General features: G+C 48.6%; 15 protein-coding genes. All 15 read right to left on the bottom strand.

Features of this window, described 5'->3' with window-relative positions; genetic code table 11:
- Positions 1–4: 4 nt before the first annotated feature.
- Positions 5–1141: an MBOAT family O-acyltransferase gene (locus BGO59_RS01935; RefSeq protein WP_293679657.1), complete on the bottom strand. Its 1137-nt coding sequence runs from the start codon at positions 1139–1141 to the stop codon at positions 5–7.
- Positions 1138–2055, bottom strand: coding sequence for a hypothetical protein (locus BGO59_RS01930; RefSeq protein WP_293679655.1), 918 nt, complete (start codon positions 2053–2055; stop codon positions 1138–1140). Before BGO59_RS01930 ends, BGO59_RS01935 begins: the two co-directional genes overlap by 4 nt.
- A 7-nt stretch (positions 2056–2062) precedes the next feature.
- Entirely contained in the window at positions 2063–3916 is a 1854-nt protein-coding gene (locus tag BGO59_RS01925) for an AMP-binding protein (protein WP_293679652.1), read from the bottom strand.
- A complete protein-coding gene (locus BGO59_RS01920; RefSeq protein ID WP_293679651.1) occupies positions 3913–6588 on the bottom strand; it encodes a class I adenylate-forming enzyme family protein in 2676 nt (891 codons plus the stop codon). The genes BGO59_RS01925 and BGO59_RS01920 overlap by 4 nt, the downstream gene beginning before the upstream one ends.
- Before the next feature lie 11 nt (positions 6589–6599).
- Positions 6600–8126, bottom strand: coding sequence for a gliding motility-associated C-terminal domain-containing protein (locus BGO59_RS01915; RefSeq protein WP_293679648.1), 1527 nt, complete (start codon positions 8124–8126; stop codon positions 6600–6602).
- A gap of 112 nt (positions 8127–8238) precedes the next feature.
- Positions 8239–8793 carry a YdeI family protein gene (locus tag BGO59_RS01910; protein WP_293679645.1) on the bottom strand — a complete coding sequence of 185 codons (555 nt, stop codon included), beginning with the start codon at positions 8791–8793 and terminating at the stop codon, positions 8239–8241.
- Positions 8790–9344 (bottom strand): pyridoxamine 5'-phosphate oxidase family protein, encoded by a 555-nt coding sequence (locus BGO59_RS01905; RefSeq protein ID WP_293679643.1) that lies wholly within the window; start codon positions 9342–9344, stop codon positions 8790–8792. Before BGO59_RS01905 ends, BGO59_RS01910 begins: the two co-directional genes overlap by 4 nt.
- A 77-nt stretch (positions 9345–9421) precedes the next feature.
- Entirely contained in the window at positions 9422–10411 is a 990-nt protein-coding gene (locus tag BGO59_RS01900; protein WP_293679641.1) for a phosphotransferase, read from the bottom strand.
- Positions 10412–10541: 130 nt separating this feature from the next.
- Complete coding sequence (locus BGO59_RS01895) at positions 10542–11447, bottom strand: NAD(P)-dependent oxidoreductase (protein WP_293679639.1); 906 nt, start codon at positions 11445–11447, stop codon at positions 10542–10544.
- Between the two features lie 290 nt (positions 11448–11737).
- Entirely contained in the window at positions 11738–11860 is a 123-nt protein-coding gene (locus BGO59_RS01890) for a hypothetical protein (RefSeq protein ID WP_293679636.1), read from the bottom strand.
- Positions 11861–11896: 36 nt separating this feature from the next.
- Positions 11897–12565 carry a hypothetical protein gene (locus tag BGO59_RS01885; RefSeq protein WP_293679633.1) on the bottom strand — a complete coding sequence of 223 codons (669 nt, stop codon included), beginning with the start codon at positions 12563–12565 and terminating at the stop codon, positions 11897–11899.
- A 187-nt stretch (positions 12566–12752) separates the two neighbouring features.
- Positions 12753–13805 carry a sugar phosphate isomerase/epimerase gene (locus BGO59_RS01880; RefSeq protein WP_080054755.1) on the bottom strand — a complete coding sequence of 351 codons (1053 nt, stop codon included), beginning with the start codon at positions 13803–13805 and terminating at the stop codon, positions 12753–12755.
- An 82-nt stretch (positions 13806–13887) separates the two neighbouring features.
- Positions 13888–14331, bottom strand: coding sequence for a four helix bundle protein (locus BGO59_RS01875; protein ID WP_293679629.1), 444 nt, complete (start codon positions 14329–14331; stop codon positions 13888–13890).
- 15 nt (positions 14332–14346) lie between these two features.
- Positions 14347–15492, bottom strand: a complete 1146-nt coding sequence (locus tag BGO59_RS01870) for a Gfo/Idh/MocA family oxidoreductase (protein ID WP_293679627.1) — start codon at positions 15490–15492, stop codon at positions 14347–14349.
- Between the two features lie 110 nt (positions 15493–15602).
- Complete coding sequence (locus tag BGO59_RS01865) at positions 15603–16046, bottom strand: four helix bundle protein (protein ID WP_293679625.1); 444 nt, start codon at positions 16044–16046, stop codon at positions 15603–15605.
- Between the last annotated feature and the right edge of the window lies 1 nt (position 16047).

The following is a 16047-nucleotide window of genomic DNA, read 5'->3' as shown; positions in this document are numbered from 1 at the left end:
AACCTCAGAGGAGAAAAAGTTGGGTCAGGGTTTGACCGACAGCCTGCCAGGAAGTTTTCTGAATAACGATACAGGTCAGGCAGAAATAATGGAATGTTAGCAGAACACCCAGCCAATGAACGATGTTCGAGCGCCATGCCGGTAGAATAATTTCGCTGGAGGGCTGTTTAAAACGATGCCATATCAGAATACCCAGCCCCTGCAAAGCCCCCCATACCAGATACCGACTAGACCATTCGTGCCACAGGCCCAGCACGAGCATAGCCCCCAATGTAGCCAGTACGGGCTGTCGGGTCAGGCTGAGTAAGGGGGTAAATACATAGTCTCGACACCAGCTAGACAATGACATATGGTATCGTTTCCAGAACTCATTCAGATTAGAAGCCAGAAATGGCGACTGAAAGTTTTCGGGCACCCGAATCCCAATCAACAACGAGAGGCCGATGGCTACATCCGAAAAACCCGCAAACTGGACATAGGCATTTGTGGCGAACCGAATTACGGAGAGATACGTAGCCACCGATGGATGATGGGCTTGTAGATGATGGATGAACTGGGCCAGCTTATCGGTTAACAGCAAATTTCCGATGATCACAATCTTGGCATAACCGTACAGAACCCGTTCCAGTCCAGCCGAGAACAAGGCTGAATCCCAACGTCGGCGACGGCTATCCCGATAAAAGTCGGGAAACCGATTAATGGGGCCAATCAAGAGTGTAGGTAGGAAGAACAGATAGGTTAAATAGTCGACAAACGTATGAACGGGTAAGGTCTGTTTGTAACGTTCAATGGCGTAATGAATCTGCCGGAACGTATAGTAGGATAAGCCCAGTGGAACACCAACGGAAGTTTGCCACCCCTGGTGCACGAGCCATTCTGATTTGAATAGTATCCAGACGATCACCGACTGGCTAATTGATAGGATAACGCGCCAGGAAGGCGTCATGGTGTTGATTCGAAACAATCCGTAGCTCAAACTGGCAGTAACGAGCAAACTAAGCGCTGATAGTGGGGAAAATACCAGCATGAACCCGGCCGTAAGTGCTGATACGGCCGGAAGCTGCCAGCGATTGGGAAGCAGCCAGCCCATTGGGACTAGCCCTACTGCACAAAACGCCATAATCCAGGTAAGTTCAGTCATCGTGGAGGAAGTGCGGCTGTCTGGCAGATTTTATCGGCTAGCCAGGCCGAATAAATGGGATTGCCAATGTGATTTAGATGGGCTTGGTCGGCAAAATAGCGAAACGGCATGGGGCGATTAAATTGCCAGTAATCCAGTTGGTAGCGTTGATGGTAATAGTTCATCAGGTCGCGTAGTTGTGGTGCCCGACTTTTACTATAAATAGCTGCTTCTAAAATAGCTGGTCGTGGAAAATGCAATAAAACAAGGTGGGTGCCAAGTTGGTGAAGCCGCTGGAGAGAGTTATATAGAGCAGGTAGTTCGGTTTGTGTGCGTACTTCTCTTTTTTTGATTTCAGCAAGGGTAGTCGCTAGGTTTATCGTATCCATCTGATTAAGCGCATGCTGCTCCCGTGGGAAGCCTTGAAATAATCCTCGCTTAGGATCAGCTGCTCGCCAGCCAAGCTGAGTTTTAACAGCTTTTATCTGTAGCACCAGGTGTCGATTAACGGCCTCAAGCATGGGATTAAGGGAATAAGGTAGACGGAATACCAACAGGTTTTCCTCAAGGCATAGAATGTCAGGTGGGTAGCGTTCCAGGATTTTAAAGATCGGGGCCTCTTCAGTGAAGGCATTGATAGTTACTGATTCTCGGTACAGTTTTATAACCCGTATTCGTTTGCCACAACGATTCTCGAAAAATCCTGTATCTGCCACACCATACTCTACCAGTGACGTGCCCAGAACAACTACACGAGTGACGGAGTCCGAACGCATAGCCCACTCCCGGCGTAGTACCGTTTCGGCGTCCGTTGCCAATTGCTGGCTCAATTGTTTTTCTGACCGATTGGCCATTATATACAACAAACCAAAGCCGATCAGGGCACCAACGCCAGTAAGGCCCCAAACCCACAAAGGTGGCGTTACCCTAGGCATTTGACGATTAGCGGGAACTGTTTTTTTGACGGGCAATGGATTCGGCATTTTGTAGACTGTTCATCACCATAATTTCGGCTGTGTCGAACTCTAAACCCAGTGCTTTTTCGAGCCGGATTACAAAATCGAGGTGGGCCATTGAATCCCAACCCGCAATGGTTCGGGAGGTATCGGTTGGTTTGAGCGCTGATACGGGCACTTTAAACGCCTGTGATGCCGCTTCCAGTACCAGTTTTGTATAATCAAGGGTTGTAGAAGCTGCCTGATTATCGAGTTGGCGAATTCGATCGCGCATTACGTTGAGCTGAACTTTTCCCGACAGACCTTTCGGCAGATCATCGAATAGAAAAATAGCGCTAGGGATCTTTCGTTCTTCCAGGTGTTCCCGACAAAAGGCAGTTAAGCCCAATTCGTTGAGTGCACTATCTGGTTTAAGGACTACGCAGCTAATCAGGCGTTCCCCAAAAACGTCATCGGCAATACCAAAACTCACGCTTTCCACAACGTCGGGATGGGTATTGATTATTTCAGTCACTTCCTCAGGATGGATATTGACCCCTCCCGACACAATGATATTTTTCAGGCGACCCGTAATTCGATAGAAGCCGTCGGTTGTACGGATGGCTATATCACCCGTGTGCAGCCAGCCCTGTTGCAGTACGGCTACTGTGGCGGCTTCGTTGTGCAGGTAACCTTTCATGATATTGCTACCGCGAAGAAGTAGCTCACCGGCTTCGCCATCGGGCACTTCCTGGCCAGCTTCGTTAACAATACGGGCGTCCATATCGACGGGTTTGCCTACGGTGCCAATCTGATAACTGTCGTCGGATGGGCCGCTGAATAGCCCTCCGGCTACGGTCTCGGTCAGGCCATACACATTAACGATTCGAACACCATACCGCTCGGAGAAAGCCCGCCAAAGAGATTCTTCCAGATGCGAGGAGACCGAGATAATAAACTGGAAGTCGCTGGTCTGGAAACTATCCTCATAGCCATCGGCAAACCGTTGAATCAGGGCCAGCATCGTCGGGACGGCTATAAAATGGGTAATCCGATACTTGTAAATGGAATCGAGCAACTCACCAATCCGGTTGATTTCGAAGCCGAATGGACGAACGCATACCGATGCCGTGTATGCCGCCAGAACCGGCCCTTGTATGATGCCGTCGGCATGGTAGAGCAGTAAATTGTTTAACAAGCGTGATTCGCCAGTTAGACCATACACCTGGCTGAGTGTCTGCAAATGACTAAATAAACCCCGATGCGTAATTTGTACGCCTTTCATGTCGGAGGTTGTGCCCGATGTAAAGAGAATATACGCTACCGTGCCTGGATCAATCCGAGTAGGTAATGTACCGACAGGTAGTGACTGGAGTAGAGCCGGGTAGGCGTTTGTATTGGTAACTGGGGCTGATTTGCCCAATAGTTTCCGAAAAAGCTGGCCTTTTTGTAGCTGTTCCGGTTTCACCGATAGGGCCATGGAATAGGCGTTTGCTCCAGGGAACTGTTCAAAAAAAACGGCATCGGCAATCACTCCTTTAGGCTGCGCCATCTGGAGTATGGATTCCGTACGACTGGTTTTGGTATCTGGATCCAGCAAAATGGCAGTTAAGCCGTTGGCCAGGAGCGATAGAAAGGTCAGGATAGTTTCCTGTTCATCGGCAATCGATACAACAATTCGATCACCCTCAACCAGTCCATATTGCCCGAACAAAGTAGCTGCTTTACGAATTCGTTCGCTCAATTGGGCATACGTGATCCGTTGACTGGCTGTTTCAACAAATAAAGCGTTTGCGTTGGACGGAGCATTGAGTCGTTCGAACAAGGTTGTGGCGTTGGTATACGAGGACGGTGTGGTCATTCCAGGTGGAGTAAGCTAAGTAAGGTTTGTTTGGAAACTTTCCCACCAGCCGTTCGGGGTAAGGTGTCCAGAACTTTGAAAATCGTTGGCAATTTACGAGATCCGACACGGTCTCGCAGAAAGTTCGATACATCGGTAATCAGGTTGTCGTCGGCTGGCCAGGTCGGTTTAATCGTTACAAAAGCGGCCATGGATTCGGTATCGTATCGTACATACGAGCATATGGCGGCATCACTAATCGCTGGATGATTGATTAATTGAGCTTCCACCTCCGACAGATATACGATCTCGCTGTGAGCGTTTTTGATGCGGTCACTCCGTCGGCCGCAAAGGGTGAGGCTTCCAGTCGGATTAACAACGGCCAGATCGCCGGTATAGAGCCAGCCATCTGTATTCGGTGAATCCGTAGAAGCACCGATGTAGCTGCCAGCCATGTTGTTTTCGCTGTAAACGCGTAGCTCTCCAACCTGTCCAGTAGGGACGGGCCGATGCTGCTCATCAACGATTTGTACCAGACAGCCAACTGGCCAGCCAATGGTATCCTGATTTAGTTGGGCCTGGCCTGGTCGTTCAGCCAGACAGATACCAGCCGTTTCGGTTAAGCCGTAGTAGTTAAGGATAGGCAGATGAAAAGCCTGGTGAAAGGCCTGACGTAAATCTATTGACAGGGGGCTTCCTGTGCTCATCACGAGCCGAAGTGAGCGTAAATTCGTTACTACTCGCTTGTTATAATGCAACCATTGCCGCAATAAAGACGGGTTGGTAGCCAGTAGGGTGGCCTGCCCTGCTGCAATGGCTTCCGCTAAACCGGCTCCCGATTGCTGTTGTGCAGCCGTTGGAATAACGACAGCGGCTCCGATTTCGGCGGGAGCACTGGTCGCATGCCGAAGGCCGCTCATGGCATCGAGATTGCCCGTGGCCAAAAACCGATCTGCTTTATCCCAAAGGAAGGTCTCGGTTATGAGTCGACCACTCCGGTAAAGTTGCCCATGGGTCAGCGGAACGCCCTTAGGCTGACCCGTTGATCCTGACGTGAACAGAATGGCTGCGATCGTCTCCGACGTGCATGTGACAGGTTCCGATTCAGTATTTTCCTGAGTAATCCAGTCGGCAAACCATTGGGCTGTTGGGGGGAGTTCGGTGGCAGAATCGGTGTCCAGCCAAATGACGGGCTGTGTGCTACTATTAAAAAATGGTGTATCGGCCGTAGTTATCACAAGCGAAGGCTGAACCGAATCGATAATGGTGGTCAGGGCCAAATCTGTAATTTCCTGACCGACCGGAACGATAATCAAACCCAATTGCCAGCAAGCCCAGCTTAGTAGCACGCCCTCGATATGTAAGGGAGCAACCAGTAGTACGCGGTCGCCAGATTTAAGCCCGTCATTTTGGAGTTGATTTCGTATCTGGCTGATTATCTGATCGGCTTCGGCATAACTAAATGCACTATCGTCGTCCAGATTAACTAAAGCAGGCCGATCACCATGTAGGCTGACCGCTCGTTGCCAAAGCCAGGAGAGCGTTTGTTCAGGATAGGGTAGTTCATAGGTCTGGAAGCTGAGATACTGTTGCAGTCGTGCGCCTGACCCGCTAACGGGGGCCAACAGGATCAGATCCCGTTTCGCTAACTCCTCAACAACTGGGCGTAGTTGATCGAGAGACTCATCTAGCCGAGCCGCCATATCCGCAACGGTCAATTGGCGGGATGCCCAATACAACAATTGTAAGGCCCGTTCAGAAAGTACATAACCATCGGACGCCTGAATCACTTCATGATAGACCGGATGGCGTTCCAGCAGATGACCGACAATACCGGAGAGGTGGTCGGGTCGACATTGCACAAGACCCGAGGTATAGTTCAGGCAAACCATAGGATTTACCAAAATCCGACCGTTTGCCCAATCAGGGTCTTCGTGAAATCGAAAAGGGGTAAGGGAGCTACCAATCCAGGCTTCTGGTAATACAGCGATCAGTGCATTATAGGCTGTCGTGTCAGGTGTACTTTGCAAGGATAGGCAAGTATCGGCTGAAGCTGTTCGATTGAACGTGAATAGATCAGGCTCCGAAAAAATGAACGTTCGGCGGTTGCCAATCTGGCTGACTTGTGCAATCAGTTCTTCATAAGTATGTCCCGTCCGTAAATGTCCACCCCGTTTGAAATAGGGCACCGGTTCCGCGTTGGCTAAATGGACATGCGGGAAAATCATGGCACCATCGTCCTGTAGGATACGCGTTAATTCACCCAGAAAGCCAGCTAACTCGTGTCGATGTAACACATCCATACCCACAACCAGTGCAGCGCTATGGTCGGGTAATGGAATAGGAGTATGTAAATCGTGGAAGAGAACCTCTACGTTTGTGGGGGCTTCGGGGCCTGAAAACCAGAATGCATAGCCTTTGTAGCCCAACACGTCGCGGTCGCCTTCCCAGATAGTCAGGATTTTCTGGGCTGGAAACAAGCCTGACAGCAAGGAGGTAAACCACCCCGATCGGTCCCAAAGATTCAGAATGACATCACCGGGTTTTATTCGCTCCTTTACTAAGTGAATGAATGGATAAAAGGCCTTTGTGGCTTCATTGAACGGCTGAAAGGCACTGTACGCATCCACTAAAGGACGACGGCTTTTACGGCGAACAAATTCTTCGTACTGGTGTAGATCTTGCTTAACCATCTAGGAATGGCTCACCGAATCAGACTTAGAGAGCCATGTTCCTGCAAATATTTAACTTTTTGTCTGCTTTTCAATCGGTAAGTAACATGCCAGGCGTAAACCCCGATCTCACAAACGTCACCCCGGTAGTAGCCGTCCCATTGAAAAGGAGCCTGATCCGTTTTAAAAATAACTTCGCCCCAGCGGCTATAAATCGCCAATGAGGTAATGGTAATATCGCCACAGCCGTATGCCAGAAACACATCGTTTTGGCCATCGCCATTGGGGGAGAAGCTATTAGGAGCATATAATAAACAGTCGCAGGCACCATAATCAATCTCGATGGAGTCAGTCACGGTGGCACAATCGTTTTTTACACGCCCCCAATACACACCTGAAGCCGACACGGTACGGTTGGCGGCTTCAAAACCGTCGAACCAGCTAAATGTTCCGTCTGTTACAGTGGGCTTGATCGTGAAGGTCTGAGCACCACAGAGTTCGGTATCGGGGCCTAAGTCGAGGGTAGGAGGGCGTATGAATCGCACGCGAATGGTATCTGTGGCTACGCATTGAGCCTTTTCGACCCGAATGGTGTATGTGCCCTCCTGTTTGACTGTAAACGTCGTTTGGTTGGAACCGTCCTGCCAACGATACGTCGAAGCCGAATCGTAAGGCACTTTCAGGCTCAGGGTTTGTGCATTACAGAGCGTTGTGTCGTTACCCAGGTCGAAATCAAGCGCGTAATTGATGGTGATGGAATCTTTTAAGGTTCGGCAGGCCGTAACGGCTGTAACCGCGTATTTGCCAGGCTTGGTAACCAGAAAGGTTGGTTTCGTGCTGCCATCCTGCCAGCGATAGTCGATAGCGCCCGGCGTAGTCGCGTCGAGTTGGTAGGTATCTTTCCGGCTGCACAGGGTACTGTCCCGACCCAGATCGAGCTTGATTTGCACCAGTGATACATCATCGACAAACAGGTAATAATAGCCTAGAAAACCGGGTAGGGTCACAAAACTGCCAATGGTCAGGTAGCGTTCGCCCCCGTCGGCATTGATCACTCCTGAAACCCGCTGCCATTGCAGATTCCCCATGCTATTTCTGGGGATATGGTCGAGCACTTGCGGTCGCGCTTTCAGCATGCCTGTTGTGGTTCCGCTGATCGGCTGGCTGGATACGTACGCGCCAACGGTTTCGGGAATGACCTTGCCGGGGGTGTTGGTTGCGATGTACATCTCGAAATAGTAGCATTGATTGGCTGTAAGCGGCTCCGTCAGTTCAATACCCAGGTATTCGGCCCAATCGACGTCGAAAAACAAATGTGCGACCCCATTACCCGAATGCGGGGGAAGTATCAACTGGCCAAAGTCGAAGCAGTGATGGTAGAAATCGGGGGTGGCTTTGTTGGGGTTGTACCAGGGAACAGCTTCCTCCAGTTGGTTGTCGTGATGAGGACAATCCCGAAAGGTTTCAAAACTGCCATTCCGAACCAGATTCTGGCCAATAGCCATGCCAGGCAAGCAGAGAACAAGCCAGATAGAGGTTCGGAGTAATCCGCTCAGCATAACGTTTACAATACGCTAATCAGGTTAGGAAAACGGGTACCGAATATACGGTTTTTTTCGGCCAATACGATTGAGCATCAGGAAAGGTTGCCTGACCCTAAACTCGTTATGTTTAAATTCGTTTCCCTTCGGCGCTATAGGCGATTAGCTTGTCGAGCCGATTTTGGCGGGTGGCGGGTTGTTTGGCCGACATAACCCAGTTTATCATCACTTTACGGTACCAGTTGGCCTGTTTTTTGAAAAATGCCCAGGATTTCTCCTGCGCCCTGAATGCCTGCTCAAACTCGGCCGAGAAACCGACTTCGGCTTGTTCATAGGCATATACTTTCGACTTATGTTCCTGTCGTTTCTCGAAGGCCGCCAGCCCTGCCGGTTGCATCAATCCCTGGCGCGTTAACTCCTCAACTTTCTGAATATTGACTGCACTCCAGATACTGCTCGATTTTCGGGGAGTGAACCGAATGGTATAGCTGGTTTCGTCGTATGATTTGCGGATGCCATCGATCCAGCCAAAACAAAGCGCCTGATCGACCGACTCCGGCCAGGTCATGCTGGGTTTGCCCGAACCGACTTTATAAAAGCCAACCAGTAACTCTTTCTGCTTATCGTAGTTGTCGGCTAGCCATTCCCGAAATTCAGCCTGAGTGGCGAAAAAGGTGGGGCTCATGGCACTAGTCCGAGCGTAGTTGGCAGGCCGTCGAGACTAACCAGATTCTTTTCCTGCATATAATCGGCAAGACCATCCTTGCCTTTTTTCTCGGCCCAGTCGAAATGAATATCGCGTTCGCCCGCATAATCGAACAGGGGCACCCCAAAGCCACAGGAGGTTTGTACCAGATGAATATCGGCTACGATGAGCTGGCGCGTGCTGGGGTAAATGGTAAAGTGCGGAGCGTATTCGGCCCACTCCGGTGTATCGGGTAGAATGGTAGTGCCTTTGCCATACAAACGGAGAATATTGGGCGCTCCTTCGAACGAACAGAACATGAACGTAATCCGGCCGTTTTCGAGCGTGTGCGCTGATGTTTCGTTGCCGCTGCTGACGAGGTCCATATAAGCCACTTTGCTCTCCGACAGAACCCGAAAGCAATCAAGCCCTTTGGGCGACAGGTTGACGTGCCCAGCAGGACTAAGTGGGGCCGTAGCAACGAAAAAAATATGCTGCTCTTCAATGAATTTCTTGTGAGCAGGCTTAATGAAATCGTGAAATTTACCCATATCTATACGTATCTGTTTGCTGTAACGCGGCTGGAAATCCGCGATTATGAGTAATGAATCGCGGATTTCCAGCCGCGTTACTGGCTCAACTGATTAAAGTCGAACCAGCGTTTGATTCGCAAGTTAATAAATCGCTTCAGGTACATCTCGTTCAGGAACGTGTTCGACCAGTTTTCAAAACGCTCGCATTGCACACCGATGTAAAAAAAGTAGATGCTTTCGCCAAGCATGGGCAAAAGCCGCCTTTCTTCGTCGCTAATGGGCGTGATGGATTCGTACCCACGCAGGAAACTTTCTTTCTTTTTATAGAACTCCGCCACATCGGTTTCAGTGCTGTGAATTTGCAGGATATAGTAGGCAATGTCGAAGCAGAGCAGACCGTTGCCACAGAAATCAAAGTCGAACAGGGTGACAGTGCCGTCTTGTGCAATGTTCAGATTATCGAACCAGATGTCCAGATGAACAACACCCTGTCGGGTTTGGGATTGGTCGATAGCTGCAAACTGGTCCAGCAAATATTGCTGCGTAGAGAGCATAAACTGCATTTCGGGGGTATCGGCTGGCAGAAATGGCCTGAACTTGTCAATCGAATCTACCAGCAGAATCTCTGGGGTGTACGTCACTCGATCCAGCGTCAGATTGTGCGTCAACTGGTGAAACCGAGCCATAATCTGACCGATTTTGTAGTGCAGTTCTTCCGAGAATGTCAGTAGCTTTTCGCCTTCAGCATAGGAGAATAGCACACCAAAACGAGTTCCCTCAGGGGCATTCAACTCCTGAATGTAGTTGCCTGTACCATCTGGAATAGGATAAGAGACCGAAATACCTGCATCCTTGACAAGCTTCAGTAGTCGGATTTCTTCCAGAATGTCGGTTTGGGTTCGCCAGTTCAGGCTGTAGATTCGGAAAACGGCTTTGTTGACGCCATCAACGACCAGATACGAATGATTAACGCCCGCTTTTAGCAATTGGCAGGTAGTGTCTGTACCAAACGAGTAGGCTTTCTGTAGGAACTGTGCGAGATGAGCCGGAGAGAGGATAGAGGAGGAGACAGGAAAGGTTTGCATGCCACAAAAATAGCCTGTCCTGCCATAATGATGGCTGTTTTATATTATTACTAAAGTTGATCTATTTAGGCAATTTATCGCCACGGTTTGTGTACCTACAGTCCACGATCATGCCGGTCCAGAGAATAGGTTACGATGGCCAGTTGACGTAGTTTCGCCAGTTGTGTTGTTCGCTGAATCCCAGCACTTCCCGGATTTTACGGTTTGAAAACAAGGCTTCATGTTCGCCCAGCTCGCGCGTGATAGGCACACCGGGAAAGAATGTTTCAGCCAGTTCTTTGCTCGGCATGACGGCCCCATTGTGATCGTTTCCGGCATTGAAAATCTGAAAACCAAGCTTGTCTTTTTGTAAGCATAAATGCACAATTTGCCCTAGATCACGGGCGTCGATATAGCAGAAGGCGTTCCGACGTCGTACTTCAGGGTGCCGAAAATAGTAGGGAAACAGGTCGGCATATTCGTGGGGTTCAATCACATTACCGATACGAAGCGCATAGATGTCAATCCCTGACCGGCGCTGGAAGGCACGGGCTGTTTTTTCATTGACCACCTTTGATAATCCATAGCTATCCATCGGATCAACATCATAATCCTCTTCCAGCGGCAGAGACGTGGGGTCTGTCTGGCCATCAGAAAAACAGATACCGTACGTGGTTTCTGACGAAGCAATGATGATCTTTGGGATCCCTAGTTTAACGGCCGCTTCAATCACATTATAAGTACCAATGGTGTTGACACGGAACGTTTCATTATCCGGTTTAATTAAAATTCTGGGGATGGCGGCAAAATGAACAACCGCATCAAACCGGGGTACGCCCGTACCCGGCTCCAGTTCATCCAGACCGGCATACGAACTCATGGCATTAAACATTTGCCCGGAATCCGTAATATCGGCCATCAGATTATAGACGCCTGGATGATTCAAGGGGGTAAGGTCTACATTCAATACCGTATGCCCCTGATCGAGTAGGTAAGGAATAACGTGCTTTCCGGCTTTTCCGGAGCCTCCAGTAAAAAATATGCGCTGTTTTGTCATGAGTAATTCGGGTTGGGTATGGGGCCAAGGTACCTAAACCACCAAGCCATCGTCTGTAGACTTTCTAACAAGTAATTCGTTCTGGGCGCTTACTGTTTTCTTTTTACCAAAATTAGCCTCATTGAGCTAATCATCAACTGGAGAATTATTGGGGGGGACTAGCTTTAATCACGACCAACCTGATAATCATCTAATTTTTTGTCTAATGGCTTCTGCAAATTCCGGTGTCTGTGCCCACACAGACATCTTTCCGGATAATAAACATGGCTGACGTAAAGGTATCTGTGGCTTCACAGACATCGGTAGGCCATTATGGCCATCAGCAATCGCCCCTGCAACAACTGCCCTAATCCCGGAATAAAGAAACGACAAAGGGTGGCTAATACATTTTCACCCGAAGATTGTCCTGACATGGTGTTTATTGTTTTTTAATAAAATTCCAATATCATTTAATTTGTTTCAGTTGTCCCCTTCTTTTTTCTTTCAAGTTCTTCCAAATCCTTCTTTCTGAATTCTGACATATACCATAAAATATAATCTATGTCCCAATCTCTTGTATGATCAAACATGGTTTGCCAAAAGAAGAGCCTGAAACGTACTAAATTATGTATTCTATTAGCAAGCTCTACTAATAGTTTTAATTCGTCAAAAGTTACATTTTGTACTTGGGCACTTTTGTCAATATGAGCGTAAACTTTGTCCCTTAATGCCTCTACTCTTTTGATCAGGCTATTGTGAGTATTTAATAGCGAACGAACTTCAGTTATGACAGTCAAGAGATCCTCTCTTGACTTAACTTCGGCCGTGAATTTATCTTTATTGTCTTCGAAAAGTTTCTTTAAACTAGACCCATAATCTGAGCTTTCTAACTTATTGCATAACTTATGAAAACTACGTTTCTCCCCTTTTTTATCACTGAATATTTTTGACAATTGAATTATCATTATGAATTTCAACTGGTATATATGATGCGCAAAGAAACCATGCCTTTTTATCTGATTTTCATATTCATATTTTTCAATCACTAACCTATTCATATTTGACATAGAAATATTCAGGTCAATTATTATGTTAGATTGATCCGTTAGAAATATTTGTAGCTCTGAGATTTCTAGCATTGTCTATTAATGGGGTAATTTTAATAATAAAAACTTGAGATTCCTCCCTTTGCTCGGAATAACAAACTCACGATTCGATCATCAATACAATAACATTTTACAAAAGCGTAGAATTAAAAAGTGTCGGGTTTGAGAACCCGACACCACAAAAAACTTCACCACAAAAAACGGAACAGGTAATCAAGCCTTACAGACCGAGTACCTTTTTATTGAACGCTTCATCGGCACCTGTTCCGGCGAAATCGTCGAAGGCACGCTCGGTGACGCGGATGATGTGACTTTCGATGAATGGTGCTCCTTCGGCGGCTCCCTGTTCGGGGTGTTTCAGGGCACATTCCCATTCGAGTACCGCCCAGCGGTCATAGTCATACTGCGCCAGTTTCGAGAAGATACCTGAGAAGTCAACCTGTCCGTCGCCCAGTGAGCGGAAACGGCCAGCGCGTTCTACCCAGCCCTGATAGCCACCATACACGCCCTGTTTGCCCGTTGGGTTAAACTCGGCATCTTTTACGTGATAGGCGAAAATCCGCTCGTGATAGAAATCGATGAATTGCAGGTAATCAAGTTGCTGTAAGACAAAGTGGCTAGGATCGTAGTTGATACCAACGCGGGGGTGATTCCCTGTTTTTTCGAGGAACATTTCGAACGTTATGCCATCGTGCAGGTCTTCGCCGGGGTGCAATTCGTACGCCAGATCGACCCCAGCGTCTTCGTACGCATCCAGAATCGGCTTCCAGCGAGTAGCCAGTTCCGTAAATCCGGTTTCGACCAGACCTGCCGGACGCTGTGGCCACGGGTAGATAAACGGCCACAACAGGGCGCCCGAAAACGTTGGGCTAGCTTTAAGACCCAGGTTTTTGCTGGCTTTAGCCGTCATGATCAACTGATCGGTAGCCCAGGCTTGTTGTTCTTTTGGCTTCCCGGCCAGTTCGGCTGGTCCGAAACCGTCGAACATGGGGCCATAGGCTGGGTGTACAGCCACTAACTGCCCTTGCAGGTGTGTAGCCAGTTCGGTGATTTCAACGCCGATGTCGGCCAGTTTACCTTTCAGCTCGTCGCAGTACGTTTGGCTCTCCGACGCCTGTTTCAGGTCGATCAAACGGGCATCCCAGGTTGGGATCTGAATGCCTTTGTAGCCCAGATCGGCCATGTATCTGGCAATGGAATCGAGCGAGTTGAAGGGTTCTGTATCGCCTAAAAATTGGGCAAGAAATATGCCCGGACCTTTCATTGTTTTCATCCTTTTTAAAGAGCGAAAGAGCGAAAGAGTGAAAGAGTAGCTGACGCGATCACTTCGCTCTTTCACTCTTTCGCTCTTTATGTCAGTCGCTCACTGATTTACGAGATTTAGAGAGAATTTTTAGAATTTGATAGCCTTCATCTATTAAGTCGGCCAGGCGATGCTCAGGTACCAGTTCAGTATAAATAAGTGTTTCGAGCCAAAAGAGTGATTCGTCTAACTCTTCGATGGTGACACTGAGCTTCGCAAAATACTCCTTCTGGCTTCGTCCCCTACGAACGGCCCGAAAGTTGGCGGCTGCCGAAGAGGACGAGCGAATAAGCTGATGACCAAAATGTTGGACATCATAGTCTTTCGAAAGGGTACGATACACCTTCACACAACGAAGCATAAATAATTTCAGTCGTTTTTCAAGATCATCCAGAAACTGACTTTTCGATTGGCCTGAGTAATCTACCCAAGCCTCCTGAACAAGGTTTTCCTGCTCTTGTAGATTCTTGCTGTCGTATATCGTTCTTTCACTCATTCGCTCTTTCACTCTTTAAATTTCCACCCATGCCTGTTTGCGATTGCTCTCCAGGATTTTCTCGCAGATGAGTAATTCGCGGTAGCCGTCGGCGAAGGTGGGGAAGGTTGGGTTTTCAGGCATCTTACCGGCAGCAACAGCTTCGTATACCTCTTTAAACAACTGTTTCGATGTATCAGGAAAACCTTCATTGTGACCACCGGGGAACGAAATGACCGAACGGGCTTCGGGGTGGGCCAGCGATGGGTCGCGCATGAAGGCTTCGTTGGCACCGTCGCGGTTACCGATCCACATTTCGTTAGGTGCTTCAGAATTCCAGGCGTAGGTTTTCTTCGAACCAGCGATTTCCAGTTTCATCTGATTTTTACGGCCAGCCGATACCTGCGATACCGTGATGCTACCCTTGTTGCCATTGTCGAACCGCAGCAGTACGTTGGCGTGGTCTTCGGTATTGATGGGAACGTCGGCATAATCTTCAGGCTTCAGCATTTTACCCGAGTAGGTCTCTACAGGTTTCAGGGGCTTCTTCCGTACTTTATGGATGGTGTTGAAGTCGGCCATAACCGCTACTGTTTTCAGCCCTGTGATGTATTCCAGACTGTCCATCAAGTGTGAACCAATGTCGGCAATAGCTCGCGAATCGCCCGATTTGTCGGGTTCGAGCCGCCAGTTGTAATCGGTATCGTAGAACAGCCAGTCCTGTAGGTACGAGCCGATTACCGAATACACGTCGCCCAGATCATTTTGCTCGCGCATCACTTTCATCTGCCGAACCAGTGGGTAATAGCGTAGGTTGAAGTGAACAGCATTGACCAGGCCGGTCTCTTTCGCCAGAGCCACCAACTCTTCGGCTTCGTGCAGGTCTTTGGCCAGTGGTTTTTCACAGACCACGTGCTTGCCTGCCAGCAAAGCCGCTTTCGACTGCGAGTAGTGCAGGAAGTTAGGGGTGCAAATGTGAACGACTTTGATGTCGTCCATCGCTAGCAATTCATCAAACGTACAGGAACGTTCGATGCCTAACTGGTCGGCTTTCTGACGAGCCAGTTCGGGCGTTACTTCACAAAGGGCAAGGACATTCGTGTTGGGTAGGCGACGTAGCGCTTCGATATGCGCGGGGCCGATGAATCCGGTGCCAACGACACCAACATTGATTTTTTGCATAAGGGGTTTAAAGAGCGAAAGAGCGGTTTAAAGAGCGAAAGAGCGAATGAGTGAAAGAGCGATTTCCGCCACTATCACTCTTTCACTCATTCGCTCTTTCGCTCTTTAATTCAGTCGCTCGCTGTTTTACGGGATTTAGAGAGAATTTTTAATAGTTGATAGCCTTCATCCATCAAGTCGGCCAAGCGATGTTCGACCACTAGTTCAGTAAAAACTAAAGTTTCGAGCCAAAACAGTGATTCGTCTAATTCTTCAATTGTAACACTTAGTTTAGCATAATACTCTTTCTGGCTTCGCCCTCTACGAACGGCCCGAAAGTTAGCGGCTGCCGACGAGGATGAACGAATGAGTTGGTGACCAAAATGCTGCGCATCATATTCGTTCGAAAGGGTGCGATATACCTTGACACAACGAAGCATAAATAGCTTGAGTCGCTTTTCAAGGTCATCCAGAAACTGGCTTTTCGAGTGAACAGCGTAATCCACCCAAGCCTCATGAATGAGTTCATCCTGTTCCTCTACAGTCTCCTTGTTGTATATCGCTCTTTCACTCATT

The organism is Spirosoma sp. 48-14 (assembly GCF_001898575.1).
Taxonomy (GTDB): Bacteria; Bacteroidota; Bacteroidia; order Cytophagales; family Spirosomataceae; genus Spirosoma.
Note: the sequence above shows the minus strand (reverse complement) of the source record. Positions and strands in the feature narration are given on the sequence as shown.

Coding starts and splice junctions, on each gene's coding strand:
- BGO59_RS01875 (WP_293679629.1), bottom strand. CDS start 14,331: ATGAGTGAAAGAACGATATACGACAGCAAGAATCTACAAGAGCAGGAA.
- BGO59_RS01910 (WP_293679645.1), bottom strand. CDS start 8,793: ATGAGCCCCACCTTTTTCGCCACTCAGGCTGAATTTCGGGAATGGCTA.
- BGO59_RS01885 (WP_293679633.1), bottom strand. CDS start 12,565: ATGCTAGAAATCTCAGAGCTACAAATATTTCTAACGGATCAATCTAAC.
- BGO59_RS01930 (WP_293679655.1), bottom strand. CDS start 2,055: ATGCCTAGGGTAACGCCACCTTTGTGGGTTTGGGGCCTTACTGGCGTT.
- BGO59_RS01880 (WP_080054755.1), bottom strand. CDS start 13,805: ATGAAAACAATGAAAGGTCCGGGCATATTTCTTGCCCAATTTTTAGGC.
- BGO59_RS01865 (WP_293679625.1), bottom strand. CDS start 16,046: ATGAGTGAAAGAGCGATATACAACAAGGAGACTGTAGAGGAACAGGAT.
- BGO59_RS01890 (WP_293679636.1), bottom strand. CDS start 11,860: ATGTCAGGACAATCTTCGGGTGAAAATGTATTAGCCACCCTTTGTCGT.
- BGO59_RS01905 (WP_293679643.1), bottom strand. CDS start 9,344: ATGGGTAAATTTCACGATTTCATTAAGCCTGCTCACAAGAAATTCATT.
- BGO59_RS01895 (WP_293679639.1), bottom strand. CDS start 11,447: ATGACAAAACAGCGCATATTTTTTACTGGAGGCTCCGGAAAAGCCGGA.
- BGO59_RS01900 (WP_293679641.1), bottom strand. CDS start 10,411: ATGCAAACCTTTCCTGTCTCCTCCTCTATCCTCTCTCCGGCTCATCTC.
- BGO59_RS01935 (WP_293679657.1), bottom strand. CDS start 1,141: ATGACTGAACTTACCTGGATTATGGCGTTTTGTGCAGTAGGGCTAGTC.
- BGO59_RS01870 (WP_293679627.1), bottom strand. CDS start 15,492: ATGCAAAAAATCAATGTTGGTGTCGTTGGCACCGGATTCATCGGCCCC.
- BGO59_RS01915 (WP_293679648.1), bottom strand. CDS start 8,126: ATGCTGAGCGGATTACTCCGAACCTCTATCTGGCTTGTTCTCTGCTTG.
- BGO59_RS01925 (WP_293679652.1), bottom strand. CDS start 3,916: ATGACCACACCGTCCTCGTATACCAACGCCACAACCTTGTTCGAACGA.
- BGO59_RS01920 (WP_293679651.1), bottom strand. CDS start 6,588: ATGGTTAAGCAAGATCTACACCAGTACGAAGAATTTGTTCGCCGTAAA.